The organism is Flavobacterium sp. J27 (assembly GCF_004303025.1).
GTDB lineage: Bacteria > Bacteroidota > Bacteroidia > Flavobacteriales > Flavobacteriaceae > Flavobacterium.
This window is the reverse complement of sequence record NZ_PJQW01000006.1, coordinates 243777-267736: the sequence shown is the minus strand read 5'-3', so window position 1 is coordinate 267736 and position 23960 is coordinate 243777. Positions and strand designations below refer to the sequence as shown.

Sequence of the window (23960 nt, the reverse complement as noted above, 5' to 3'; positions counted from 1 at the left end):
ACAAGTATTTACAACGGTTTCGTATAGGTATTGTATAGGTAGTTAAAACTTCGAAAGCTTCACATTATTTACATTTTTTTAAAATTTTGTTACTTCTAACAAAATGAACGCCATGCATGTTGAGAACTAATTATAGATTAATTATCTTTGCATTTCTTTACATTTTATCATGATAAAAACCGACTTTTCAAAACTAGAACCAAAGAAAAATATTCTTATTAAAGGAGCACAATTGCATAACCTAAAGAATTTGGATGTAGCAATACCAAGAAACAAACTAGTTGTAATTACTGGTTTATCTGGTTCAGGAAAATCTAGTTTGGCTTTTGACACCTTATATGCAGAAGGACAAAGACGATATGTAGAGAGCTTATCTTCTTATGCCAGACAATTTTTAGGTCGTTTAGACAAACCAAAAGTTGAATACATAAAAGGTATAGCTCCAGCTATTGCTATTGAACAGAAAGTAAACACCACTAATGCACGCTCTACAGTAGGTACTTCTACAGAAATATATGATTATTTAAAACTTTTATATGCAAGAATTGGTAAAACCTACTCTCCTATTTCAGGCAAAGAAGTAAAAAAAGACACTGTGACAGATGTAGTGCAAGACATTAAAACTTTTGAATTAGATTCAAAATGGCTATTGCTAGCTCCTATTCATTTAGAAAAAGGCAGACCTTTGGAAGATAAATTGAAGGTATTGCTTCAGCAAGGCTTTGCTCGTATTTTAGTAGATAATGAAATGGTTCGTTTGGACGAATTTACACCTACTACAAAAACCTTAGAAAAAGAACTATTTTTAATTATAGATCGTATTGTTGTAAAAGAAGAAGAAGAATTTTACAATCGATTAGCAGATGCCATTCAAACTGCTTTTTACGAAGGTAAAGGTGCCTGTTACTTACAAGAATTGGCCACTCAAAAAAGACATCATTACAGTTCAAACTTTGAATTGGATGGTATGACATTCTTAGAACCAAATGTTCATTTGTTCAGTTTCAACAATCCATACGGCGCGTGTCCAAAATGCGAGGGTTATGGAAATATAATTGGGATTGATGAAGATTTAGTCATACCAAACACCTCTTTATCTGTATATGAAAACGCTATTTTCCCTTGGAGAGGCGATAGCATGAGTTGGTTTAGAGATCAATTGGTAAACAATGCTTACAAATTTGATTTCCCAATTCACAAATCATTCTTTGAACTAACAAAAGAACAAAAGCAACTCATTTGGGATGGAAACAAATATTTTATAGGTTTACATGATTTCTTTACCGAATTAGAAGAAAAGAACTATAAAATTCAGAATCGTGTCTTATTATCTCGTTATAGAGGGAAAACCAAATGCACGCAGTGCAAAGGAAAAAGATTGCGTCCTGAAGCAAACAATATTAAAATTGCCAATCACACGATTACCGAATTAGTAGATTTACCTATCGTTAATTTAATTGAGTTCTTTAAAAAATTAGAACTTAATGAATACGATGCTAAAGTAGCCAAACGATTACTTATTGAAATCAACAATCGCTTAGGTTTTCTGGCAAATGTAGGTTTAAGCTATTTAACATTAAACCGAAATTCGGCTTCTCTTTCTGGAGGAGAATCGCAACGTATTAATTTGGCTACATCATTAGGAAGTAGTTTAGTGGGTTCCATGTATATTTTAGATGAACCAAGTATTGGATTACACCCAAAAGACACAGAGCGTTTAATAGATGTATTAAAGAATCTTCGCGATTTAGGAAATACCGTTATTGTAGTAGAACATGATGAAGATATTATGAAAGCGGCAGATATGATTATTGATATTGGTCCAGAAGCAGGTACTTTTGGAGGTCAATTAGTGGCGCAAGGTACTTATGAAGAAATCATAAGAGCAGATTCTTTAACAGCTAAATATTTAAATGGAAAAGAAGCCATTACTGTTCCTCAAAAACGCAGAAAGTTTAAAAATCATATAGATGTTATCGGAGCACGAGAAAACAATCTTAAAAATCAGGATTTTACTTTCCCATTAGATTGTCTTACCGTAATTACTGGTGTTTCTGGTAGTGGAAAAAGTACTTTGGTAAAGAAAATTTTATTCCCTGCTATTCAAAAAAAATTAGAAGGAGTAGGTGAAAAAGCAGGTCAGTTTACCGAGTTAAGTGGTAGTTTTGCAAACATTAAACATATTGAATATGTAGACCAAAATCCGATTGGTAGAAGTTCACGTTCTAATCCTGTTACTTACATAAAAGCCTATGACGACATCAGGGATTTATTTTCAAAGCAAAACATTTCCAAATTAAGAGGATATCAAGCCAAACATTTTTCATTTAACGTAGATGGAGGTCGTTGTGAAACCTGTAAAGGAGATGGTGAAGTAACTATAGAAATGCAATTTATGGCCGATGTTCACTTAGAATGTGAAACATGTAATGGAAAACGCTTCAAAAAAGAAATCTTAGAGGTTACTTTTGAAGGTAAAAATATAGATGATATTTTAAAAATGACAATTGATGATGCAGTAGCCTTTTTTACCCTTCACAAACAAACCAAAATTACTCAAAAACTACAACCATTACAAGATGTAGGTTTAGGTTATGTGCAATTAGGACAATCATCTTCCACTCTTTCTGGTGGTGAAGCCCAACGTATAAAATTAGCTTCCTTTTTGGTAAAAGGAACGATAAAAGATAAAGCCTTATTTGTTTTTGACGAACCAACGACAGGTTTACATTTCCATGATATTAAAAAATTGCTACAATCTTTTGAAGCTTTGCTAGAAAAAGGACATTCCATTATCGTCATTGAACACAATTTAGATTTGATAAAATGTGCCGATTATATTATTGATATTGGTCCAGAAGGGGGTGAAAACGGTGGTCAATTAATTGCTTTTGGTACACCCGAAGAAGTTGTTAAAAATAAGAATTCGGTTACAGGGAAATATTTGAAGGAGAAATTGTAATTTATAATAAATATTAATTCTAATGAAAACCCATATAATTTTCTTATATTTTTTATTCTTTTTAGTTAGTTGTAATAAATCAAAAGAAGATTTATCTGAAAAATTAATACAAAACTCTCAAAGAAAAAATTATATAGCGCTAGTTTGCGATGAGATTGAAAAAAACTCATTTGATTTAACAAAAAAAGAGGTTTTACAAACAGAAGAACTTTTGTCACAAGCAATAAAAGAATTAAACAAAAAGAGTAAAGAAAATGTTAATCCTTATGAAAAAGAATTTGAAATCGATTTAAGAAAATATAAAAGACAATTTTGTGCTTCAATCGATAAAAATGGAGATAAAACTGTATATGTATTAGGAATTAATGAGGATAACATTAAGAATAATAGTTGGGAGACAAAATGGTATAGAGTTGCTGGAGGAGGTAGTAATTATTTTCATGGTGGAATAAATTTAACCAAAAATAAATATTTTAGTTTTGGTATAAATGCTCCAAAATAAATAATTAAAATAAAAAAAGTAATATTAACCATTTGGAATTTAATGCTTTTCGAATTAACAAATTATCATATTGACAAATTGCTTTCATGAACATCAAATTACTAACCATCGGAAAAACAGATAATAAAAACTTACAAGCTTTAATTGATGAGTATACCAAGCGTTTAGGTTTTTATGTAAAATTTGATGTAGAAATTATTCCCGATATAAAAAACGTAAAGAATTTAAGTGAAGCCCAACAAAAAGAAAAAGAAGGCGAATTGATTCTTTCCAAAATTACAGCAACTGATCATTTGATTCTTTTAGATGAGAATGGGAAAACATTTTCAAGTGTAGGTTTCTCCGAATTTTTACAAAAAAAGATGAATGCAGGAATTAAAACTTTAGTCTTTGTCATTGGTGGTCCATATGGCTTTAGTGAAACTGTTTATAAACAATCGGTTGGAAAAGTCTCGTTATCAGAAATGACTTTTTCTCATCAGATGGTACGTTTATTTGTTATCGAACAAATTTACAGAGGATTTACAATTTTAAGAAATGAACCCTATCATCATCAATAAAAAAGTATCAAAGATAACTCCTTGATATCTATATTTTATTTTTTACAAATACATACTAATTGTCTATTTCACTCATTTTTTTTTTGCCAGTATTAATTTTTAACATATATTTAGCAAAAATAAATAACACTTAACCCAAACTGATAAAAGTTATGAAAAAAGTCATTATTGCCCTTGCATTAATCGCTAATTGTATTGCCTTTGCCCAAATTAAAGTGATTGAAACTACACCTGTAGTAAGATTAGGTTCCATTGGCCAAAATGATATGTTTATTCAAAATGAAGGTAATGAATATACGTTCTTCTACAAAAACGTAGAAAAAGAAGAAGAAACAAATACACGTTCTTTCTGGTTTAAAGATATTGATAATGATTTTGCTAAACTTCAAGAAATTATTGTTTCTGGTTTTAATGCTGATCCATTATTAGATATTAAACTAGAATTACCAAACCAGTTTGTTTGGTTACATTATTCTAAAAACTTAGATCGTACTTTTGTACAGTTTATGAGTAAAAACAAAAACAATGAAGTAACTGGTGTTTCTAAAGCATTTACTTTAAACCAAATCGATAAATTATTTGAAAAAAAAGCGGCTAATGGTAAAAACAAGAAAAAAGCTGACGATGTTATGTCGGAATTCAAATAAATAAAAATAGAATTTTAAATAAAAAAAAGGTATCAAAATTTTGATACCTTTTTTTATGTCTATAATCGACTTTTTACAATTTACAACCACACTCAGGCAACTGTTCTTCATCGTAAATGAATTCGTAAGAAGACAACTGAACCTTTTCTGAGGTTAATTGCCAAGCCAAAATCTTATTTTGCAAATAATCCTCATACGTTAGCCTTTTGTCAAAATTCAAATGAATAATAGTCGTTTTTCCACCACTCATAAAATCTGCAAAATCTTTAATAAAAGCAATAAATTCTTCTCTTTCAACATCATTTCCATCAACTGTTATTTGGTTATGCTTATTGAAATTAACCGTTAAGTTGAAATAGTTCAGATACAAATCACTATGCTCTTTAATATAAAATTTAGAAAAGTCTTTGTCATATTTATATTGTACATCGGTAAACGGTAAAAAGGCTAAATTTTTAGCAATACTATCAGAATAAGAAAACACATTCATCGCTTCCTCATTGGTATGACTTGCTCGTTTCTTTTTTGATTGTAGAACTTTAATTTCTGGAATAATTAAATACAACGGCAAACGCTTGTCAATGTTAAAAATCCAATTGGTTGTACTAATGCTGTTTTTAGCATTTACAGTTACCAAAGTATCCGTTTCATTAGTTTTATAAAAAAAATAAATCGGAGAATGGTCTTCAATAGTATTCATAACAGAAATATTCGCTTGTGGCAACAAAACGTCTTCTTTTTTACAAGAATACAAAAAAGTTATTATTCCAATAAGCAAGACACTTTTTATTACATTTGATTTCATAGGGTAATTGATTCTATTTTTAATATCTTTTTAGTTCTTCAAAAATGGTAATACATTCAATCGCTTCTTTAACATCGTGAACTCTTAAAATAGAAGCTCCTTTTTGTAAAGCAATAGTATTTATAACAGTCGTTCCGTTCAAAGCTTCTTTTGGACTAGTTTCTAATAATTTATACACCATTGATTTTCTAGAAATACCCACTAGAATAGGTAGTTCTAAGATACTAAAATAATTTAATTTTTTCACAATTTCATAATTGTGCGCCAGTGTTTTTGCGAAACCAAAACCTGGATCAATAACAAGATCATGAATGCCTAAACTTCTTGCTTTTTGTATCCGTTCTGAAAAATAAAACAACATATCTTTTACCACATCGTCATATTCTGTTAAAGATTGCATGGTTTGCGGATTACCTTTCATATGCATCATAATATAAGGCACTTGTAACTCCGCAACAGTTGATAACATATTTTCGTCTAACAATCCTGCTGCAATATCATTAACAAGTACAACACCGTTATTTACGGCTTTTTTGGCCACATTACTTCGAAATGTATCCACAGAGAGCACTATTTCAGGAAACTTTGCAAGTAACAAATCAATCATGGGTAACAAACGATTTATTTCCTCATTTTCAGATACAAAAGTAGCTCCAGGTTGAGTAGAATAAGCTCCTATATCTATAAAAGTAGCTCCGTCAAATAGCATTTTTTCTACCTGATCTAAAATAGCTTTATCATTTTTATACTTCCCGCCATCATAAAATGAATCGGGTGTTGTGTTTAAAATTCCCATTACTTTAGGAATACTTAAGTCTATTAAATTTCCTTTACAATTAATCGTCATAAAAGAGTTTACAGTTTATTATGAGGTTTTGTAACATAAAATAGAAAAATCTTTATATCGAATACTTCTATCTTAATACTATATTCTTTATTTTTGAAAAAATTTCATACAAATATACCGAATAAATGAAGAATACTTCACTACAATATGATACCATAATTACAATATGTCGCGATTTGTTTACCAAAAAAACAAAAGATTATGGAACGGCTTGGCGCATTTTACGATTACCTTCTTTAACAGATCAAATATTCATCAAAGCACAACGCATTAGAGGACTACAAGAAAATGAAGTTCGCAAAATTGATGAAGATGAAACTTCAGAATTTATTGGTATTATTAACTATTGTATCATGGCTTTAATCCAAATTGAGAAAGGCATTGCTACCCAACCTGATTTAAATTTTGAAGATGCCGTGCAATTATATGATACTAAAATTGCGCTTACCAAAAAATTAATGGAAGATAAAAATCATGATTATGGTGAAGCATGGAGAGATATGCGTGTGAGCAGTTTAACCGATTTAATTTTACAAAAATTATTACGTGTGAAACAAATTGAAGATAATCAAGGAAAAACGATTGTCTCAGAAGGTATCGATGCTAATTATCAAGACATGATTAACTATGCAGTTTTTGCTTTAATTCATCTAGGAAAAGCAGAATAATACTTCTTTTAAAGAGATTAACATCTTATTTACAAATTGCAACTTTGAAAAAAAGTAACTTTGAAAAAACACATTTCATGAAAAATATAATTACACAAACAGCCCGAATTTTAGTAGGCATATTATTTATAATTTCTGGTTTAATTAAATTAAATGATCCGTTAGGGTTTTCATATAAATTAGAAGAATACTTCAACGCAAACGTGCTAAATATGGAGTTTTTAATTCCGTTTGCATTAATAATAGCTTGTTTCATAGTCGTTTTTGAAGTCGTTTTAGGAGTCATGTTACTCATTGGATTTAAAACAAAATTTACGGTTTGGAGTTTACTTTTAATGATTGTTTTTTTTACATTTCTAACATTTTATTCATGGTATTTCGATAAAGTAAAAGATTGTGGCTGTTTTGGAGATGCTTTAAAATTAACTCCATTTGAATCATTTATCAAAGATTTAATTTTATTGTTTCTTGTTATTATCCTTTTCTTTGGACAAAAGTTTATCAAACCACTATTCGGTAAGTCCGCTTTAAATTTAACCGTTTTAGGAGCTTATTCATTATGTTTATTTATGGCTTTCTATGTATTACAGCACTTACCCATAAAAGATTTCAGAGCTTATAAAGTAGGAAACAATATTCAAAAAGGAATGGAAATTCCGGAAGGCGCTCCAAAAAGTGAATATGAAATGGTATTTATTTATAAAATAAACGGAGTAGAAACCGAAATTCCATATGCAGATGTAATGGACAATAAAGTGCCAGAAGGTGCCGAATTTGTGGACAGAAAAGATAAAGTCATTGTAGAAGGATACATTCCACCTATTCATGATTTTACAATTGAAAAAGACGGTGCAAATTATGTTGAAAGTATTTTGGAAGAACCAAAAGTAGTGCTACTAATTACTTATGATTTGAATAAATCAAAAGAAAAAGGTATGAAAAAATTAGAGGCTTTTAATCAAAAAGCAACCGCTAAAGGCTATCAAGTAATTGGTTTAACTGCTTCTGATGATGCCTTAAAAGAGGGGTTTAAAAAAGAATTTAACCTTACCTTTGACTATTATTTTTGTGATCCTACCACTTTAAAAACCATTGTAAGAGCAAATCCTGGAATCGTAGTTTTGGAAAAAGGAACAATTGTTCAAAAAGTTCATTTTAATGATATTGATAATATAAATTTATAATAATGAAATCCTTTATTTTTTTTATCTCTTCTTTCTTTTTCCTTTTAAGCTGTGAATCATCTACTTCAGATTGCACAAGCGATAGACATCCTTATATTATTGAAGAAAGGAATCTAACTAACGGTTTTGCAACGATGACCTATTCTGATACAATATCAGTTGGAGTAACAAATTCTGGTTATAGTATATACTCAATAAGTTCAGTCAAAACTACTGGTAATTTTCCTCCAGGTATTACTGTGACGTTTTCAGATACTAATATCTATTTTAATGGTACTCCAACCTCTTTTGGTGTATATGATTTTACAATTATTACAACTGTAAAATCAAACAGCAATGATACTAATACTATATTATGCAATAATTCAGTTAGCAGATCATATCAAATTACAATTTTTTCACCATGAAAAAGTTGGCCCTCTAACAAAATGATTGCTTTTTACTTTTAATTAACAAAAATAAAAAACGGAAACCTTACATTTGATTAAATAAAAATTTAAAATGAAAAAAATAATCGCATTATTAAGCTTAGCATTATTCATTACTTCTTGCTCAAATGCTCAAGATACTGAATTTAAAAAAGAAGCTTTAGAAAATGTAATGACAACCACTTCAAAAGAAACAATTACATTTAAAGAAATCTTAGAAAAATATAAAGGCAAAACAATAGTAATAGATGTTTGGGCTTCTTGGTGTCCAGATTGCATTAAAGGAATGCCAAAAGTAAAAACATTGCAAAAAGAATTTCCTGAAGCTACTTACGTATTTATTTCAATGGATAAAAATTATGACTCATGGCTAAAAGGCATTGAAAAATACGAGGTTAAAGGAGAACATTATCTTACTTCTGACGGTATGAAAGGGGTTTTTGGAACAGCAATACAATTAGATTGGATTCCTAGATATATGATTGTTAATAAGGAAGGGAAGATTGTCTTGTTTAAAGCCATTGAAGCCGATGACAATAAATTAATCAACACATTAAAAAAAGCAGTAATATAATTTTTACTCTACAATTTATAATACAAACTAAACTAAAAATAATGAGAAAAAATATTGTAGCTGGTAATTGGAAAATGCATAAAACACATACCGAAACCCTAGCTTTATTAGAAGAAATACTAAATAAAAAACAAGAAACAAAAGCAGAAATTATTGTTGCGCCTACATTTGTAAACCTAAAAGCAGCACAAGATAAAGTAGCAAATAAAGGGATTACAGTTGCTGCTCAAAATATGCATCAAGCAGAAGGTGGTGCTTATACAGGTGAAATTGCAGCAAGTATGCTAACAGATATTGGTATAAAAACAGTTATTTTAGGTCATAGTGAAAGACGTGCTTATTTCCATGAAACGGATGCTTTATTAGCCAATAAAGTAGATACCGCTTTAAAACATGACATGCGTGTTATTTTTTGCTTTGGAGAAGAATTAAAAGATCGTCAGGCTAACAATCATTTTAATATTGTAGAATATCAATTAAGAGACGGACTTTTTCATTTAGAGAAAAAAGACTGGATTTCAATTGTTTTGGCATACGAACCTGTTTGGGCTATTGGTACTGGGGAAACTGCTTCCCCTGAACAAGCACAAGAAATGCATGCTTTTATTAGAAATTTAGTGGCTAAAGTATATGGAAATGAGATTGCAGAAAACTTGACTATTTTATATGGTGGAAGCGTAAAACCAGAAAATGCAAAAGAAATTTTTTCAAAACCAGACGTTGATGGTGGATTAATAGGTGGCGCTTCTTTAAAAGCAGATGATTTCTTAACTATTGCAAACGGATTTTAAATCAATTATTTTTTATAAAAAATAAACCCTTGTTATGAGTAAATAATGAGGGTTTGTTTTTTACAACTTATAGCAAAACTTTTCTATATTGTAACAAAGCAAAAGCAAAAAAGTCTTATAAGAAACAACAAATATCATGAAAATTTCAAATGCAGTATTTCTCATATTTTGTATGCTTAGCTTTTCTAGCCTTTTAAGTCAAAATGATACGTTTACGGGTTATGCCATTGCTCAAGTGAATCAAGACAGCATTATCAACATAAAAACCTTTGGTTACGCTAATGTAGATGAAAAAAAACAATATAGCGAAAAAACTATTCAGCCCATTGGTTCGGTAAGTAAAACTTTTATTGGACTTGCACTACTTATCGCTCAAGAAAAAGGTATCCTCGATTTAGACACTAATATTAATACTTATTTGGATTTTAAAATTCAAAATCCACATCTCAAAGGTAACAATAGTATTACCTTACGCCATTTAGCAACTCATACTTCTGGAATAGTTGATAATGAAGCTATATATGATAGTATTTATTCTTTTACAACAATGCCCAAACACACTTTACAGGATTTTTATTACACTTATTTTTATAAAAATAAAAAAACAACCGCTACATTATTTAGCCATTATAAAGCAGGAAAAAATTATTCTTATAGTAATATTGGTGCCGCTCTTGCGGCTTACATACTTGAAAAAGCAAGTGGAATACCTTTTAATGAGTTTACCAAAGAACATATTTTTACTCCGCTACAAATGAAAAATACAGGTTGGTTTCATCATGAGATATCCTTAGATCAATTCGCTACTTTATATGATGAGCAAGACAAACCTTTAGCCTTGTATTCATATGACACTTATCCAGATGGTGGTTTAAAAACTACAATAACCGATTTATCTCTTTATCTTATCGAACTTATTAAAGGATATCATGGAAAAAGTAATTTATTAAGTGAGAAAGGATGGAAAACCTATTTTTCAAAAAACTTCACTCCTACTCAACTGCAACCAAAAAACATCACAGCAAAAGAACCTAATATCGGTATCTTTATTGTGTATTTCAAATCTGGGAAAGTAGGACACACCGGTTCCGATTTAGGAGCATCATGTATCATGCAATTTGACCCCAAAGACAATACAGGAAGACTTTTCATGGCAAATGAAGATATTACTTCACATAATTTGGATACTTTTAAAAAGCTTTGGAAAACAAATTAAAATGATTCTTTTTTGCATAAAAACAAAGATTATACTTAATTTTAGGCAAAACATTTACGCATGAAAAATCTATTTTTATTAATTACAATAGCCTGTACACTAACCGCTTGCCAATCTAAAAAAGAAAAAGAAACACCTATTATAGAAACAAAAGACACACTTACTACTACAATTACAACTCCTGAAATAACAGATACGCTAGAACTATTTTGGAAAGGCTATATTAACCAATCTATTCCAGTTTATTTACATTATCAGATAGAAAACGAAATTGTCGTAGGCGAAATTATATATCTTAATACGAAAGAAAAAAAGCCTATAAAAGTTATTGGTAACCTTAATTCAAATGGTAATTTTCGTTTATTAGAATTTGAACCTACAGGAAATATTACTGGAATTATAACGGGAAATATTACTTCTGAAAATCATTTTAAAGGCGAATGGTTTTCACCCAAAAGTCGTAAAAATTTCCCTTTAGATTTAACAGTAAAAGACACCAATCTAATCGCACAGAATATTAAAGCCAATACCAAAGAAATATTTGGCAATTACAGTTATGGTTACAGTGAAGCGGGTGCTCAAGGTAATTTTTCGATTGAAAAAATAAATGAGAATCAAGCTACATTTGAAATAAATTGCTTCACAAGCGAACCTGCTCGAAATATGGCTATCGTGGATAAAGATACTATCGCTCTTCCAAAATTAAGTTTTGCATATGCATTTCCTAATTCAGAGGAATGTGACTTTGAAGTTCAGTTTTATAAGGATTTTGTTCATATTACCTATACAAATGGCTATTGCACAGGTCAATTTGGTCACAATGCCACTATTGAAGGTATCTTTTTAAAAACAAAATAAAAACATGGAAAAAAATCTTACCTCATCAGTTATTTTACCTAAAAGTTTAAGGATTATTAAAGAAAAACTTTACGACGCAAATGATTTATAAATAACTAATCTTTCCCTAAATACTGAAGGAATAGATTATGGTGCTTGCACTTTTGAATTAAATGACAAAAAAATACAACACCGAGTAGCTAAAATTACTCCAACTAAAGTAGGTCAATTTGTAACTATTTGGAAAAGAAACCAACAAGGAATAACCGAGCCCTATCATGTTACTGATGCTTTAGATTTTATTTTTATAACTACAATTGAAAATGAAAAAATAGGTCAGTTTATTTTTCCAAAATCGGTTTTGGCTGAAAATGCCATTATATCTTCAGACCAAAAAGAAGGAAAACGGGGCATTCGTGTATATCCACCTTGGGGAGAAGTAACTAGTAAACAAGCTCTAAAAACACAGTCTTGGCAAACAAAATATTTTGTAACTATTAGAGAAAATAAAATAGATAACGCAACATTATTAACCCAACTTATCCCGAAAATAGGACAAGAATAACTGTTTTTTTTAAATTCAATAATTGATAATACATGTTAATTATACCTTTAAAAAAAGCATTTACGCCAATTTATTTGAATAAAACATATTGAAAATCAACAAAAAGTGTAACAAATTCGTTTTTTTGACGTCGTATAAGAGTACATTCATCAACAAAAAAACAAGCATGTTTCAATCTCTTTTATTTCCATTATTCTTTACTTTCTTTGGCAACCCAAATAGCGATACGATAAATACTTATTTGGAAAACTTACATAAAGAAGGTAAATTAAACGGAAACGTATTAGTTATAAAAAATAATAAAACCGTTTATGAAAAATCCTTTGGTTATACAGATGGAACCAAAACAAAACTTTTAAATAACAAATACAGTTTTAATGTGGGTTCTGTTTACAAAGAATTTCCAGCTGTAGCAATCATGCAATTAGAAGAACAAAACCAGTTAAAAGTAGATGATAAAATAGCACAATATATTCCAAATCTTCCCAAATGGTCTGAAGAAATTACAATAAAAAACCTTTTACAGTATTCTAGTGGATTACCTTTAATTAATTGGAATCGCTTTTTTAGTCAAGGTATTAATGTAAATTATGATGATGTCTTTAATGATTTACAACAACTAGACTCATTACAATTTCAACCTGGGACCAATTATTTATATTCTAACAACAACCCTATTCTATTGATAAAAATAATTGAGAATGTATCTAAAATGAGTTACGAAAATTACTTACAGAAAAACATTTTCAAACCTTATCATTTTAAAAATATTAAACTAAACGAACAATTTCCCTTTTCACGTAAATCAGAAATAGCCTTACCTTTTGATGCCAATTATAAAGAAGACAATTATAAAATTGCGATTAAAAACATCATCCTTACTGCAACAGCAAGAGATTTAGCCGATTGGTTTAAAAAATTAGATTCCTATGAAATTATTTCTCAAAAGTCGGTACAATTACTTTCTGAAATAGCCATTTTCGGAGATAATATTCAATCGCCATTAGGAAGTTGCGAATGGAGTAAAAATAAAATAATCTCTCATATGCATCATGGTTCTTCAGGAAATTATGAATGTATTGCCAAAAGATACAAACAAGATGATATTACCATCGTAATCTTAACCAATCAAAAGAACGGAAACGTTCATGATATTGCCGATTTTATTTACCAAAATCTAACGCATGACAATTAACCTTATTGTTATTAAAACCCATTTACTGCATCAAATTAAAGACCAATATGAAGCTTTAGGTATGTCGTTTTCATACCATAATCATGGCAAAGGTCCTTATCATTATGCTTCCGAGTTAAATGGTGTTATATTTGAAATTTATCCTATAACAAAACCAGAAGAAAAAACAGATATTTCTACTAGATTAGGTTTTGAAGTATCTCATTTAAATGAAATATTGCCACAATTGGAAAACGCTAATTGGAAGATATTATCTCTTCCAAAAGCAACTCCTTATGGTTACACCGCGACTATTCAGGATGTCGATGGAAGAAAAGTTGCACTTACAGAAAGTCATTCCTAATATCTCATTTTATACTTTTAGAGTAGAATAATTCTTATTTTCGCGATACAATTAATAGGTAAGCGTATGAAAAACCAGAATATATTTGAATCAAGCTATAAAAAAATAGGATTAGAACCTATTAACGAAACTACATTTACTAAAATTAATACCGAAGAGCAATACAAATCGCTAATTAAAATACTTTTTTTACCCAAAGGCTATACTTTAACAATAGATTTTACAACATATAAAACCTCTCAAGAATCTTTATTTTTTGTGAATACCAATCAATTCCTACAAATTCAAAAAACAGGAAAAGAAGCTGGCTATTTTCTTTTTTACAACCGTGACTTTTATTGTGTCCAAATTCACGATGCAGAAGTAGCTTGCGATGGCTTGTTATTCAATAATATTTATAACATGCCTATGACCGTTTTATCAGAAACTACACAAAAAAGAATTGTAAGTTTATTACAACAAATTGAAGAAGAACTAGAACTACAAGATAGTTCTGAAGAAGAAATGATTCGTATTTGTTTAAAACAAATACTACTTCGAGCAGCAAGAGCCTGGAAAAAACAACAATTAGGTCAAGAAATGATTAGTAATGATGTAGAAATGGAGTTTTTTAGACAATTTAGTTTATTGGTTGAAATTCATTTTAAAGAAAAACATACAGTTGCCGATTATGCTGATATATTACATATTGCTCCAAAAACCATTACAAATAAATTTAAAAAATTAGGCTTGGCACAACCTAATGAAATTATCAAAGATAGAATTATACTAGAAGCTAAAAGATTACTCATTCACACCACTATGACAGCAAAAGAAATAGCCTATCAGTTAGGTTATGAAGATCCTGCCTATTTCAACCGTCTTTTTACGCTTAAAGCTGGTGACAGTCCTGTTACCTTCAGAAAAAAATACAGTAACTCTATTTAAAAAAAACAATTTAATCAACAAAAAGAACCTTAAAAGGATATATTTTTCCATAAAAAGGAAAAATGTACAATTTAAAAGGAAATACAATGCTGTCTTTGTACCTCAAACTGTTAGATCTTTGTAGTGTTAAAATTAATCATTTAAAAACACACATTATGAACAGATTTGCAAAAGCCATTTGGAATGGTACAATTAAAGAAGGTAAAGGACATTTAACTTCACAAAGCACAACTTTAAATCAAACCCCTTATTCCTTTGTTTCCCGTTTTGATAATGGAACTGGAACCAATCCAGAAGAATTAATGGCAGCAGCACATGCAGGCTGCTTTACAATGAAACTAAGTTTAGACTTAACCACTGCTGGTTATCATCCTGATCAATTAGAAACTACAGCAGTAATAACTTTAGATAATGGTGTTATCACAAAATCAGCACTAACACTTCAAGCAAAAATTAAAGATATTTCAGAAGCAAGCTTTTTAGAAATTGCTCAAAAAGCAAAAGAAACCTGTCCGGTAAGTCAGGCTTATAATATGGAAATCAGTTTAGAGGCACATTTAAACTCTCAAAATTAATCGTAGTACAATTTAAAATTTAAAAAATGAAAACAACAATTATAGCAATAGCAAGCATGTTATCTTTAAGCACATTGTCGAGTGCACAAGAAAGAACCTTCAAAGGAGAAAATGACCCTTTAATTTTTACTTCGGTACAATCATTTCTAAAAGCAGTCAATTCTGGAACAGGGAAACCAATTGAAGCGTTAAGTCCTAACGACGCAAGACAAGTTTTAGTAGGCGCTCAACAATCGGTAACAGTAGATTATTCAGGCATTGAAGAAACAACGCGTACTATTTCACAAAATGGTTACCAAGTTCCTATTCACATTACAAAACCAAAAGGAGTGGCTAAAAATGCGCCTGTTTTTATTTTCATACATGGTGGTGGTTGGGTTTTAGGAGATTATCCAACACATCGAAGATTGGTACGCGACTTAGTGGTTCATAGTGGTGCTGTTGCTGTTTTTCCAGATTATACTCCATCTCCAGAAGCTAAATATCCAACGGCAATTAATGAAATTTATGCTGTAACCGAATGGGTTTCAAAAAATGGAAAAGACATTGGTGTGAACGGAAACAATTTAGCAGTTGTAGGAAATAGCGTGGGTGGCAACATGGCTGCAGTAACCGCATTAATGGCAAAAGATAAAAAAGGTCCAGAAATTAAATTACAAGTATTATTATGGCCTGTTACCGATGCAAATTTTGATAACGAATCCTATAATTTATTCGCAAACGGTCGTTTCTTAACTAGAAATATGATGCTTTGGTTTTGGGATAATTATCTTCCAGATGTGGCTAAGAGAAAAGAAAAATATGCTTCACCCTTGCAAGCTAGCATTAATGAATTAAAAGGCTTACCAAAAACACTCGTACAAACCGCTGAAAATGATGTCTTAAGAGAGGAAGGGGAAGATTATGCTAGGAAATTAGAACAAGCTGGTGTTGCTGTAACTTTAACTCGCTATAATGGACTTATTCACGATTATGGCTTATTAAATCCTTTAGCTGAAATTCCAGCAGTACAAACAGCCATTTTACAAGCAGCAACCGTAATAAAAGAAACTTTAAAATAAATACGGATAAAAAGGACAATGAGAATTGTCCTTTTTTTATTATTTTTTAATGAAACAGTGTAACTTAAAAATACATTATGATTTGAATTTCTTAACTTTGCACTATGCAAAGAAGTATATCTCAATATAATAGTGAATTAAAACTCAAAGGTTTCAATGTTTTTCAAATTGAAAAAGATGCCAATGCAACCAAAGTCTACAGTCGAAAAGATTTTTATAAAATCTGTTTAACTACTGGTAAGAGTCGCATCCATTATGCAGATAGAAGTTTTGAAGCCGAAGGAACTATTTTATTCTTAGGTAATCCCAATATTCCATATTCTTGGGAAACGCTTTCAACAAAATATGTTGGTTATACTATTTTATTTTCAGAGGATTTCTTTATCTCTGGAAAACACTCCATTAATCTACAAAAATCGCCTTTGTTTAGCGTAGGCGGCACTCCTATATTGGAAATATCAGAAACACAACGATTGTTTTTAAATGGTTTATTTGAAAAAATGATTGAAGAACAACAATCTGATTATAAGTTCAAAGATGATTTAATCCGTAATTATATCGACTTGATTTTACACGAATCTTTAAAATTAAAACCATCTGAGAATTTCAATCAAGAAAAAAGTAGCGCTGCTCGACTTACTAGAGTATTTATGGAACTTTTGGAAAGACAATTCCCTATTGAAAATCCAGAAAACCCTTTATTACTCAAAACAGCTAAAGATTATGCTGATGTACTCTCTGTTCATGTAAATTCATTAAACAGAGCGGTAAAAGAAGTTACTGGAAAAACTACAACAACCCATATTTCAGAACGAATTATAAATGAAGCTAAAGCTATTTTACAACATACCGATTGGAATATCTCAGAAATAGCCTATGCCTTAGGATTTGATTATCCAACTTATTTTAATAATTTCTTCAAAAAACAAACGGGTTTAAATCCTACTACTGTTAGAACTTCTTCTGTTTGATTTTCTTAATTATTAGATTGATTTCTATTATATAGTACATTGTTAACAAAAGTAGCTTTGCATTGTACAATTAATACCATACAAAATGAAAAAAGAACTATGGATAACAACATTATTTGTATTTGTTATTATAGCTTGTAATAATGGAAAAAATCAAGAAAAAATGGAAAATCAAGACACAGCTGTCCTCTATCCAAAAGGGCAAAAATTACCAAACAACTGGTTTAGCGGAAACGCTTTTATACATCCGCTATTGACGAAAGACAAAAACAATGAGTTTTCAATAGGAAGTGTCACTTTTGAAGTCGACGCAAGAACTCATTGGCATACACATCCAAAAGGACAAGTATTACTTGTTACTGAAGGCATAGGTCTATATCAAGAGAAAGGAAAATCAGCTCAAATTATAAAAAAAGGTGACGTTATTGTGATTCCTGAAAATATTGAGCATTGGCATGGTGCAACTGCAAACTCTTCCATGAAACATATTGCTATAACCAACTTCAAAGAAGAGGAACAAGTAACTTGGCTATCACCAGTATTAGATTCTGAGTTTAACACAGCAAACAAACAACTTTAATCTTATGAAAACGTATTGCTACTTACTCTTTACTTTTTTTTCACTTGTAACTATCTCATGTAATAAAAATGATAAAGAAAAACTAAATCAAAATAAAACAACAGAACCCATGAATACAATTAAAGAACACTATACTTTCGAATTAAACGAAAACGTATCCCGTAAAAAAGTAACGTTCAAAAATCGTTACGGAATTGAATTAGTTGGAGATTTATACTTTCCCAAAAATCAAGGAACAGATTTACCTGCGTTAGCAATTAGTGGTCCTTTTGGTGCTGTAAAAGAACAAGCATCTGGCTTATATGCTAACCAAATGGCACAACGTGGTTTTATAGTATTAGCCTTTGACCCTTCATATACAGGAGAAAGCGGAGGAGAACCTCGTCATGTATCATCTCCAGAGATTAACACTGAAGATTTTAGTGCTGCTATTGATTTTTTAGGAATACAAGAAAATGTTAATCGTGAAAAAGTTGGAATTATTGGAATTTGTGGCTTTGGCGGTTTTGCATTAAATGCTACAGCTGTCGACAAACGGGTTAAAGCTGTGGCTACGACAAGTATGTATGACATGTCTAGAGTAACCGCAAAAGGGTATTACGATTCAACAACTCCAGAACAACGTACACAAATGTTAGAGCAGATAAGTCAGCAACGTTGGGTAGATGCAAAAAATGGGAAAACAGCTTTATCTGGTTTAGGATTACCAGAAAAGATTGAAGGTGGAGAGCCCGAATTTGTAAAAGGATATTTTGATTATTATAAAACAGAAAGAGGATTTCACTCTAGATCCATCAATTCTAATAGCTCTTGGACCATAACGTCGCCTATTGCTCTAATGAATATGCCAATTATGACTTACATTAAAGAAATTTCTCCAAGACCGATTTTACTAATTGCTGGTGAAAATGCACATTCAAAATATTTTAGTGAAGATGCTTACAAAGCTGCTAACGAACCTAAAGAATTACTCATTATTCCTGGAAAAGTGCATACCGATTTATACGATCAAGTTGATGTAATTCCATTTGATAAATTGGAAACATTTTTTAAAAATAATCTTAAGTAAGAACCACACTTTTTCCCCTAAAATCAAAAACTCATTATTTTAATGAGTTTTTTTGTTTAAAAACAAAAAACAGATTTACTACAGATTGATTTTTGAAATTTGAAAAAAATTCAAGAATAATGTATTTCAAAATCAAAACCTTTCTACTATTTCTATTTACTGTTTCAACTGTTTTTTCACAACAGAATACTACAACCACTCTATCAGGAAAAATAATTGATACTAATAAAAATGAATTACCATATGTAAACGTCACTTTACATAGTGTTCCTAGCAATGATTTTATATCTGGAACAATTACAGATGATAACGGTGCTTTTTCAATTACTCCAGTTAAAAAAGGAACTTATAAAATTAAATTTACTTATATAGGTTTTAAAACCAAAGAAGAAACAATCTACATTGGTGAAGTTTCCGATTTTTTGGACTTAGGTAAAATTACACTAGAAGAAGATATTTCTCAATTACAAGAGGTTGAAGTAACCTATAAAAAAGATTAGTCAAAGTAATTGGTAATATTTAAAAAACACAAAAAATGAATCAATTTTACGCAATCGTATTTTCCTTTTTGTTTTTGATTTCTTGTAAAAACGAAGTTCAAACAAAAGAATATCAATTAGATACACAAAAAGATTCACTAACTAATGAAATCACTGAATTAAGCAAAAGTGGAATTTTCAATGGTTTTGCAGTAGCAATTGTTGATGAAAAAGGAGTTTTGTATCAAAATGGATTTGGATTTTCAGACATAAAACAAAATAAAAAATACACTGATTCAACGCTACAAAACATTGGTTCAATATCAAAAACTTTTGTAGGTATAGCATTACTCAAAGCTCAAGAATTAGGAAAACTAAAATTAGATGACCCAATCAATAAATATCTACCATTCAAAGTGGTTAACCCAAACTTTCCAGATAACGAAATAACCATCAGACATTTAGCTACACACACCTCAAGTATAGTTGACAACGACTTTTATTTAACGAAAAATTATTTTTTGAAAGAACATCAAGATTTAGATGGCGTTAGTTTAGTTTTTGATGAAATGCAAATGTTTAATCCTGCAGACTCTATTGTATCGATGGAAACCTTTCTCAAAAATACATTAATTAAAAACGGAAAATGGAATACAAATGAAACGTATTTAAAAAATAAACCTGGAGAAATCTACGAATATTCCAATACTGGAACTAGTTTGGCAGCATTTGTTTTGGAAAAAGCTACTGGAATACCTTTTGATAAATTTACCAAAGACTATATACTTGACCCTTTAAAAATGGAGGCTTCAGGTTGGCATTTTAGTGATGTTGATTTTAAAAATTATTCTAAACTCTATTCGAATCCAAAAACTGTTTTACCTTTTTATAGTATAGCTACTTATCCTGATGGAAATTTCATTACTTCTGTACATGATTTGAGTTTGTACCTCACCGAACTCATAAAAGGATACAATGAAAATGGAACAATTTTAAGTAAAGAAAGCTATAAAGAATTTTACCAACCTCAATTAGAAGCCCACAACTTTACCGAAAGAAACGAAAGAAACCCTTACAATGAAAGTTACAATGTTGGGATTTATATGGGGTTTGGCTATTCGGGATATATTGGTCATACAGGAGGAGATCCAGGAATCGCTTCCATGTTATTTTTTGATCCTAAAAATAATATAGGCCGCATTTTAATAGTAAACACCTCCTTTTCAGGTAAAGAAGGAAGTCAGGCGTTTTTCGGAATATGGGATGTATTAGAAAAGTATCAATCTAAATTAAAAAATTAAAAAAGAATAATCATAGTTTTATTAAATTCTAAGAACAAAAAAAGCTCCACAAAATGGAGCCTTTAAAAGTGAGTTATCTAATCACTATGATAATTTTGTCTAGTTAAGTTAATTGATTAACAGTTCAAAATTAACATCTACTCGAAATTGTATTGTCTAAAAATCTTAAAAATGTTATTCCATCTGTTTCCCTAAATTTACAAAGGAATAACATCGATTAAATAAGAAACACTTTTTCAAATCAAACTTTTAACTATCTGTATTCCAAATATATGAAATTATTTTATATGATTTACAAAATATGTAAGAAAAGTAAGGTTGTTGTTTTCTTAAAAAGATTTAATTTAAAAACTAATTTTTAAATGATAAAAAGATATAAACACCTATAATTATTCAAAAAAATAAATGCAAATATGTGCTAAAGAGCGTAAAAATTAATTCTTTAATTTAGGAATCGACTTTTTAAATGCACTTGGACTAACTCCTTTATATTTTTTAAAGGTTTTATTCAAATGACTGATGTCGTTGAAACCAAATTCATTAGCAATTTCTTGAATGGAAAGCGATGGCACTAACAAACGTTTTTCTATTAATTTAGCTCGATATTTATTGATATAACTTCTATAACTTATTTCAAAATTTCGTTTGAAATAAGCACTAAAATAACCTGGAGCAATATGAAAATGAGTAGCAATATTTTGAGCAAATAACAATTCAGGATTGTAAATATTTTCATGAATATAGGAAATTAACTCTTTCTTATCGGGATTTGTTTTATCTAAACGAATGCTAAACTTTTGGGCTGCTTCACGAATTAATCCTAAAATTGATAAGATTTGGTAATAAACTAACGGTGAGGAAGCAATATCGTTTCGGCAATTATAAGCTACAATATTTTCTACTGTATTTCGTAAAATGGAAACACAGGGTTCGTCCATTTTTAGCTTCACTTCTTTCAGCATTTTATTTCGCATAATATCTTCGGGAGAAGACAATAACAATGCATCTGGTCGATGCATTTTATGTTCTGAGAAATAACTGTCGGTAAATTTTATAAATGTAAAATGCGTTTGCTTTTTAATTTCAAAATAGTGCTGGTCTTCTGGACTTATAATAAAAATATCACCTATGTTATAACTAAATACGTTGTTATTTAAATGATGCAAACCACTTCCTTTTCTAATATACACTAATTCATAATAAGTGTGTCGATGACTTGGTAATGGAAAAATAGCAGCTTCAAAGTCATGAATTTCTATAGGTTCAAATAATGTTTTTCTCATAAAAATGTATCAAAAATATACAATTATTTATCGTAAAAGTACAAAAAAAATCTTGTTTTATTTTACAATTTTGCATTATAAAACTTTAAAAAAATGGATCAAACTGCCTATTTTTTTCTACATCTCCTAAAAGGTTTATTACTACTAGAACAAGGTTAGATTCACTAGCCTAAATTATAAAATGGTTGCTTTTCAACCTAATGATTATTCATTAGACAAAAATTTAATATTAAAAATTTAAAATGATAGATAAAAGAATTTTACCACTAGCTGTTGGTGGTTTAGGAATTGGTACTACCGAATTTACCATTATGGGATTACTACCTGATATCGCAAATGCATTACACATTAGTATTCCAGAAGCAGGACATTTTATTTCTGCTTATGCGCTTGGAGTGGTTGTTGGCGCACCTTTACTGGTAGGCTATTCTGTAAAATTTCCTCCCAAAAAAGTACTTCTTTGGTTAATGGTTTTGTTTACCATTTTTAATGGTCTATCTGCCATTGCGCCTAATTACATCACAATGATGTTCGCTCGCTTCTTATCTGGTTTACCTCACGGAGCATTTTTTGGTGTCAGTACAGTAGTAGCCACTCGTCTTGCTCAAAAAGGAAAAGAAGCTCGATTCATTTCTTTTGTATTTTCAGGACTTACACTTGCTAATTTAGCCATGGTTCCATTGGTAACATACATTGGACAAACCTTCCATTGGAGTTGGTATTTTGTTATTGTCGCTCTTATAGGCATCATTACGATGTTACTTATTTATCGCTACCTTCCTGAAATTAAAAATAAGGAAAACACCCAATTTGCAGAGGAATTACAATTTTTAAAAAATCCGCAAAGTTGGTATGTTCTATTAATTACAGCAATCGGTTTTGGTGGATTGTTTACTTGGCTGAGTTATATTTCTCCACTAATGACAAACATTTCTAATATTTCGGAAAGCAATGTAGCATATGTAATGATTTTAGCAGGTGGTGGTATGGTTATAGGAAACTTATTGGGTGGTTATCTAACAGATAAAATTGGCGTAGGCAAAGCGAGTATATTCTTATTATTTGCGATGATGCTGTCTTTGCTGTGTGTTTTCTTTTTATCCGAAAATACGACGATATCATTACTACTTACTTTTCTATGCGGTGGATTGTCTATGTCTTTGGCTGCGCCTGTAAATATCATGATGTTAAAAGCGGCACCCAATGCAGAAATGATGAGTGCAGCATTTATGCAAGCTGCGTTTAATGTAGCCAATGCTACAGGCGCTTATTTAGGAGGAATACCTTTAACTTTCGGATTTTCTTACGCATATCCTTCGCTTGTAGGTGTGGGTATGACTTTAACAGGATTACTCATTTGCATTATTTATGTTTTAAAATACAAACCCACACAAGTTGTACTTATCAAAAAATAAAATTATGACACAAAAAAATACTAAATACTACTGATTTAAAGGTTAATCAATAAAAAGAAACTGAATGAAAATGGATTGGCGATGTAGATTACATCGCCTTTCTTTTCCTATTATTTTCAGACTTAATTTGAACTTTTTTTGGTACAAAAATGAATCCTAAAAAGGGCTATTTTAA

General features: G+C 30.2%; 26 protein-coding genes. 23 read left to right on the top strand and 3 right to left on the bottom strand.

The annotated features are described in order from the left end of the window. Positions 1–169: 169 nt before the first annotated feature. The 4 genes from uvrA (at position 170) to CX675_RS10620 (ending at position 4671) form a co-directional block, all read left to right on the top strand. A complete protein-coding gene (uvrA, locus tag CX675_RS10635) occupies positions 170–2962 on the top strand; it encodes an excinuclease ABC subunit UvrA (protein WP_130735212.1) in 2793 nt (930 codons plus the stop codon). A gap of 22 nt (positions 2963–2984) precedes the next feature. After that, positions 2985–3464 (top strand): hypothetical protein, encoded by a 480-nt coding sequence (locus tag CX675_RS10630; protein ID WP_130735211.1) that lies wholly within the window; start codon positions 2985–2987, stop codon positions 3462–3464. Positions 3465–3550: 86 nt separating this feature from the next. Then, a complete protein-coding gene (gene rlmH, locus CX675_RS10625; RefSeq protein ID WP_130735210.1) occupies positions 3551–4024 on the top strand; it encodes a 23S rRNA (pseudouridine(1915)-N(3))-methyltransferase RlmH in 474 nt (157 codons plus the stop codon). A 152-nt stretch (positions 4025–4176) separates the two neighbouring features. Next, a complete protein-coding gene (locus CX675_RS10620; RefSeq protein WP_130735209.1) occupies positions 4177–4671 on the top strand; it encodes a hypothetical protein in 495 nt (164 codons plus the stop codon). A gap of 73 nt (positions 4672–4744) precedes the next feature. Here CX675_RS10620 and CX675_RS10615 read toward each other — a convergent pair whose 3' ends face one another. Beyond that, on the bottom strand, positions 4745–5476 hold the full coding sequence (locus tag CX675_RS10615) for a hypothetical protein (protein WP_240723624.1): 732 nt from the start codon (positions 5474–5476) through the stop codon (positions 4745–4747). 19 nt (positions 5477–5495) lie between these two features. Beyond that, positions 5496–6323: a dihydropteroate synthase gene (gene folP / locus CX675_RS10610; protein ID WP_130735208.1), complete on the bottom strand. Its 828-nt coding sequence runs from the start codon at positions 6321–6323 to the stop codon at positions 5496–5498. Positions 6324–6448: 125 nt separating this feature from the next. Here folP and CX675_RS10605 point away from each other — a divergent pair, with 125 nt between their 5' ends. The 18 genes from CX675_RS10605 to CX675_RS10520 all read left to right on the top strand — a co-directional run bounded on the left by CX675_RS10605 (position 6449) and on the right by CX675_RS10520 (position 21087). Further along, positions 6449–6991, top strand: coding sequence for a DUF1599 domain-containing protein (locus CX675_RS10605; RefSeq protein WP_130735207.1), 543 nt, complete (start codon positions 6449–6451; stop codon positions 6989–6991). Between the two features lie 77 nt (positions 6992–7068). Next, a complete protein-coding gene (locus tag CX675_RS10600; protein ID WP_130735206.1) occupies positions 7069–8175 on the top strand; it encodes a BT_3928 family protein in 1107 nt (368 codons plus the stop codon). A 2-nt stretch (positions 8176–8177) separates the two neighbouring features. Continuing rightward, positions 8178–8582 carry a hypothetical protein gene (locus CX675_RS10595; RefSeq protein ID WP_130735205.1) on the top strand — a complete coding sequence of 135 codons (405 nt, stop codon included), beginning with the start codon at positions 8178–8180 and terminating at the stop codon, positions 8580–8582. A 94-nt stretch (positions 8583–8676) separates the two neighbouring features. Beyond that, positions 8677–9177 (top strand): TlpA family protein disulfide reductase, encoded by a 501-nt coding sequence (locus CX675_RS10590; RefSeq protein ID WP_130735204.1) that lies wholly within the window; start codon positions 8677–8679, stop codon positions 9175–9177. Positions 9178–9218: 41 nt separating this feature from the next. Beyond that, positions 9219–9968: a triose-phosphate isomerase gene (tpiA, locus tag CX675_RS10585; protein ID WP_130735203.1), complete on the top strand. Its 750-nt coding sequence runs from the start codon at positions 9219–9221 to the stop codon at positions 9966–9968. A gap of 136 nt (positions 9969–10104) precedes the next feature. After that, positions 10105–11184 (top strand): serine hydrolase, encoded by a 1080-nt coding sequence (locus CX675_RS10580; protein ID WP_130735202.1) that lies wholly within the window; start codon positions 10105–10107, stop codon positions 11182–11184. 60 nt (positions 11185–11244) lie between these two features. Further along, entirely contained in the window at positions 11245–12042 is a 798-nt protein-coding gene (locus tag CX675_RS10575; RefSeq protein ID WP_130735201.1) for a hypothetical protein, read from the top strand. Positions 12043–12133: 91 nt separating this feature from the next. Further along, positions 12134–12586, top strand: coding sequence for a MepB family protein (locus CX675_RS10570; RefSeq protein ID WP_370277701.1), 453 nt, complete (start codon positions 12134–12136; stop codon positions 12584–12586). A 166-nt stretch (positions 12587–12752) separates the two neighbouring features. Further along, complete coding sequence (locus CX675_RS10565; protein ID WP_130735200.1) at positions 12753–13781, top strand: serine hydrolase; 1029 nt, start codon at positions 12753–12755, stop codon at positions 13779–13781. Then, positions 13771–14124: a glyoxalase/bleomycin resistance/extradiol dioxygenase family protein gene (locus tag CX675_RS10560; protein WP_130735199.1), complete on the top strand. Its 354-nt coding sequence runs from the start codon at positions 13771–13773 to the stop codon at positions 14122–14124. Before CX675_RS10565 ends, CX675_RS10560 begins: the two co-directional genes overlap by 11 nt. A gap of 66 nt (positions 14125–14190) precedes the next feature. Then, entirely contained in the window at positions 14191–15051 is an 861-nt protein-coding gene (locus CX675_RS10555) for an AraC family transcriptional regulator (RefSeq protein WP_130735198.1), read from the top strand. A 155-nt stretch (positions 15052–15206) separates the two neighbouring features. Next, positions 15207–15626 (top strand): OsmC family protein, encoded by a 420-nt coding sequence (locus tag CX675_RS10550; protein ID WP_130735197.1) that lies wholly within the window; start codon positions 15207–15209, stop codon positions 15624–15626. Between the two features lie 26 nt (positions 15627–15652). Continuing rightward, a complete protein-coding gene (locus CX675_RS10545) occupies positions 15653–16687 on the top strand; it encodes an alpha/beta hydrolase (RefSeq protein WP_130735196.1) in 1035 nt (344 codons plus the stop codon). A 104-nt stretch (positions 16688–16791) separates the two neighbouring features. Continuing rightward, positions 16792–17658 (top strand): AraC family transcriptional regulator, encoded by an 867-nt coding sequence (locus CX675_RS10540; RefSeq protein WP_130735195.1) that lies wholly within the window; start codon positions 16792–16794, stop codon positions 17656–17658. Between the two features lie 85 nt (positions 17659–17743). Then, on the top strand, positions 17744–18238 hold the full coding sequence (locus CX675_RS10535) for a cupin domain-containing protein (protein ID WP_240723623.1): 495 nt from the start codon (positions 17744–17746) through the stop codon (positions 18236–18238). Between the two features lie 109 nt (positions 18239–18347). Then, a complete protein-coding gene (locus CX675_RS10530) occupies positions 18348–19307 on the top strand; it encodes an alpha/beta hydrolase (RefSeq protein ID WP_205728629.1) in 960 nt (319 codons plus the stop codon). 119 nt (positions 19308–19426) lie between these two features. After that, entirely contained in the window at positions 19427–19807 is a 381-nt protein-coding gene (locus tag CX675_RS10525; RefSeq protein ID WP_130735193.1) for a carboxypeptidase-like regulatory domain-containing protein, read from the top strand. Positions 19808–19842: 35 nt separating this feature from the next. Next, positions 19843–21087 (top strand): serine hydrolase, encoded by a 1245-nt coding sequence (locus CX675_RS10520; protein ID WP_130735192.1) that lies wholly within the window; start codon positions 19843–19845, stop codon positions 21085–21087. 434 nt (positions 21088–21521) lie between these two features. On the opposite strand, the gene CX675_RS10515 is transcribed toward CX675_RS10520, so the two are convergent. Continuing rightward, on the bottom strand, positions 21522–22370 hold the full coding sequence (locus CX675_RS10515) for a helix-turn-helix transcriptional regulator (protein WP_130735191.1): 849 nt from the start codon (positions 22368–22370) through the stop codon (positions 21522–21524). A 242-nt stretch (positions 22371–22612) separates the two neighbouring features. On the opposite strand from CX675_RS10515, the gene CX675_RS10510 reads away from it, so the two are divergent. Next, positions 22613–23785 carry an MFS transporter gene (locus tag CX675_RS10510; protein ID WP_370277694.1) on the top strand — a complete coding sequence of 391 codons (1173 nt, stop codon included), beginning with the start codon at positions 22613–22615 and terminating at the stop codon, positions 23783–23785. The last annotated feature ends 175 nt before the right edge of the window (positions 23786–23960 follow it).

What these genes read in the sequence shown, in the direction of transcription:
- CX675_RS10615 (WP_240723624.1), bottom strand. Translation starts at nt 5,476, where the DNA reads ATGAAATCAAATGTAATAAAAAGTGTCTTGCTTATTGGAATAATAACT.
- CX675_RS10595 (WP_130735205.1), top strand. Translation starts at nt 8,178, where the DNA reads ATGAAATCCTTTATTTTTTTTATCTCTTCTTTCTTTTTCCTTTTAAGC.
- CX675_RS10550 (WP_130735197.1), top strand. Translation starts at nt 15,207, where the DNA reads ATGAACAGATTTGCAAAAGCCATTTGGAATGGTACAATTAAAGAAGGT.
- CX675_RS10575 (WP_130735201.1), top strand. Translation starts at nt 11,245, where the DNA reads ATGAAAAATCTATTTTTATTAATTACAATAGCCTGTACACTAACCGCT.
- CX675_RS10520 (WP_130735192.1), top strand. Translation starts at nt 19,843, where the DNA reads ATGAATCAATTTTACGCAATCGTATTTTCCTTTTTGTTTTTGATTTCT.
- CX675_RS10530 (WP_205728629.1), top strand. Translation starts at nt 18,348, where the DNA reads ATGAATACAATTAAAGAACACTATACTTTCGAATTAAACGAAAACGTA.
- CX675_RS10630 (WP_130735211.1), top strand. Translation starts at nt 2,985, where the DNA reads ATGAAAACCCATATAATTTTCTTATATTTTTTATTCTTTTTAGTTAGT.
- CX675_RS10545 (WP_130735196.1), top strand. Translation starts at nt 15,653, where the DNA reads ATGAAAACAACAATTATAGCAATAGCAAGCATGTTATCTTTAAGCACA.
- CX675_RS10510 (WP_370277694.1), top strand. Translation starts at nt 22,613, where the DNA reads ATGATAGATAAAAGAATTTTACCACTAGCTGTTGGTGGTTTAGGAATT.
- CX675_RS10565 (WP_130735200.1), top strand. Translation starts at nt 12,753, where the DNA reads ATGTTTCAATCTCTTTTATTTCCATTATTCTTTACTTTCTTTGGCAAC.
- CX675_RS10560 (WP_130735199.1), top strand. Translation starts at nt 13,771, where the DNA reads ATGACAATTAACCTTATTGTTATTAAAACCCATTTACTGCATCAAATT.
- CX675_RS10535 (WP_240723623.1), top strand. Translation starts at nt 17,744, where the DNA reads ATGAAAAAAGAACTATGGATAACAACATTATTTGTATTTGTTATTATA.
- CX675_RS10540 (WP_130735195.1), top strand. Translation starts at nt 16,792, where the DNA reads ATGCAAAGAAGTATATCTCAATATAATAGTGAATTAAAACTCAAAGGT.
- CX675_RS10555 (WP_130735198.1), top strand. Translation starts at nt 14,191, where the DNA reads ATGAAAAACCAGAATATATTTGAATCAAGCTATAAAAAAATAGGATTA.
- folP (WP_130735208.1), bottom strand. Translation starts at nt 6,323, where the DNA reads ATGACGATTAATTGTAAAGGAAATTTAATAGACTTAAGTATTCCTAAA.
- CX675_RS10605 (WP_130735207.1), top strand. Translation starts at nt 6,449, where the DNA reads ATGAAGAATACTTCACTACAATATGATACCATAATTACAATATGTCGC.
- tpiA (WP_130735203.1), top strand. Translation starts at nt 9,219, where the DNA reads ATGAGAAAAAATATTGTAGCTGGTAATTGGAAAATGCATAAAACACAT.
- uvrA (WP_130735212.1), top strand. Translation starts at nt 170, where the DNA reads ATGATAAAAACCGACTTTTCAAAACTAGAACCAAAGAAAAATATTCTT.
- CX675_RS10515 (WP_130735191.1), bottom strand. Translation starts at nt 22,370, where the DNA reads ATGAGAAAAACATTATTTGAACCTATAGAAATTCATGACTTTGAAGCT.
- rlmH (WP_130735210.1), top strand. Translation starts at nt 3,551, where the DNA reads ATGAACATCAAATTACTAACCATCGGAAAAACAGATAATAAAAACTTA.
- CX675_RS10590 (WP_130735204.1), top strand. Translation starts at nt 8,677, where the DNA reads ATGAAAAAAATAATCGCATTATTAAGCTTAGCATTATTCATTACTTCT.
- CX675_RS10600 (WP_130735206.1), top strand. Translation starts at nt 7,069, where the DNA reads ATGAAAAATATAATTACACAAACAGCCCGAATTTTAGTAGGCATATTA.
- CX675_RS10620 (WP_130735209.1), top strand. Translation starts at nt 4,177, where the DNA reads ATGAAAAAAGTCATTATTGCCCTTGCATTAATCGCTAATTGTATTGCC.
- CX675_RS10525 (WP_130735193.1), top strand. Translation starts at nt 19,427, where the DNA reads ATGTATTTCAAAATCAAAACCTTTCTACTATTTCTATTTACTGTTTCA.
- CX675_RS10580 (WP_130735202.1), top strand. Translation starts at nt 10,105, where the DNA reads ATGAAAATTTCAAATGCAGTATTTCTCATATTTTGTATGCTTAGCTTT.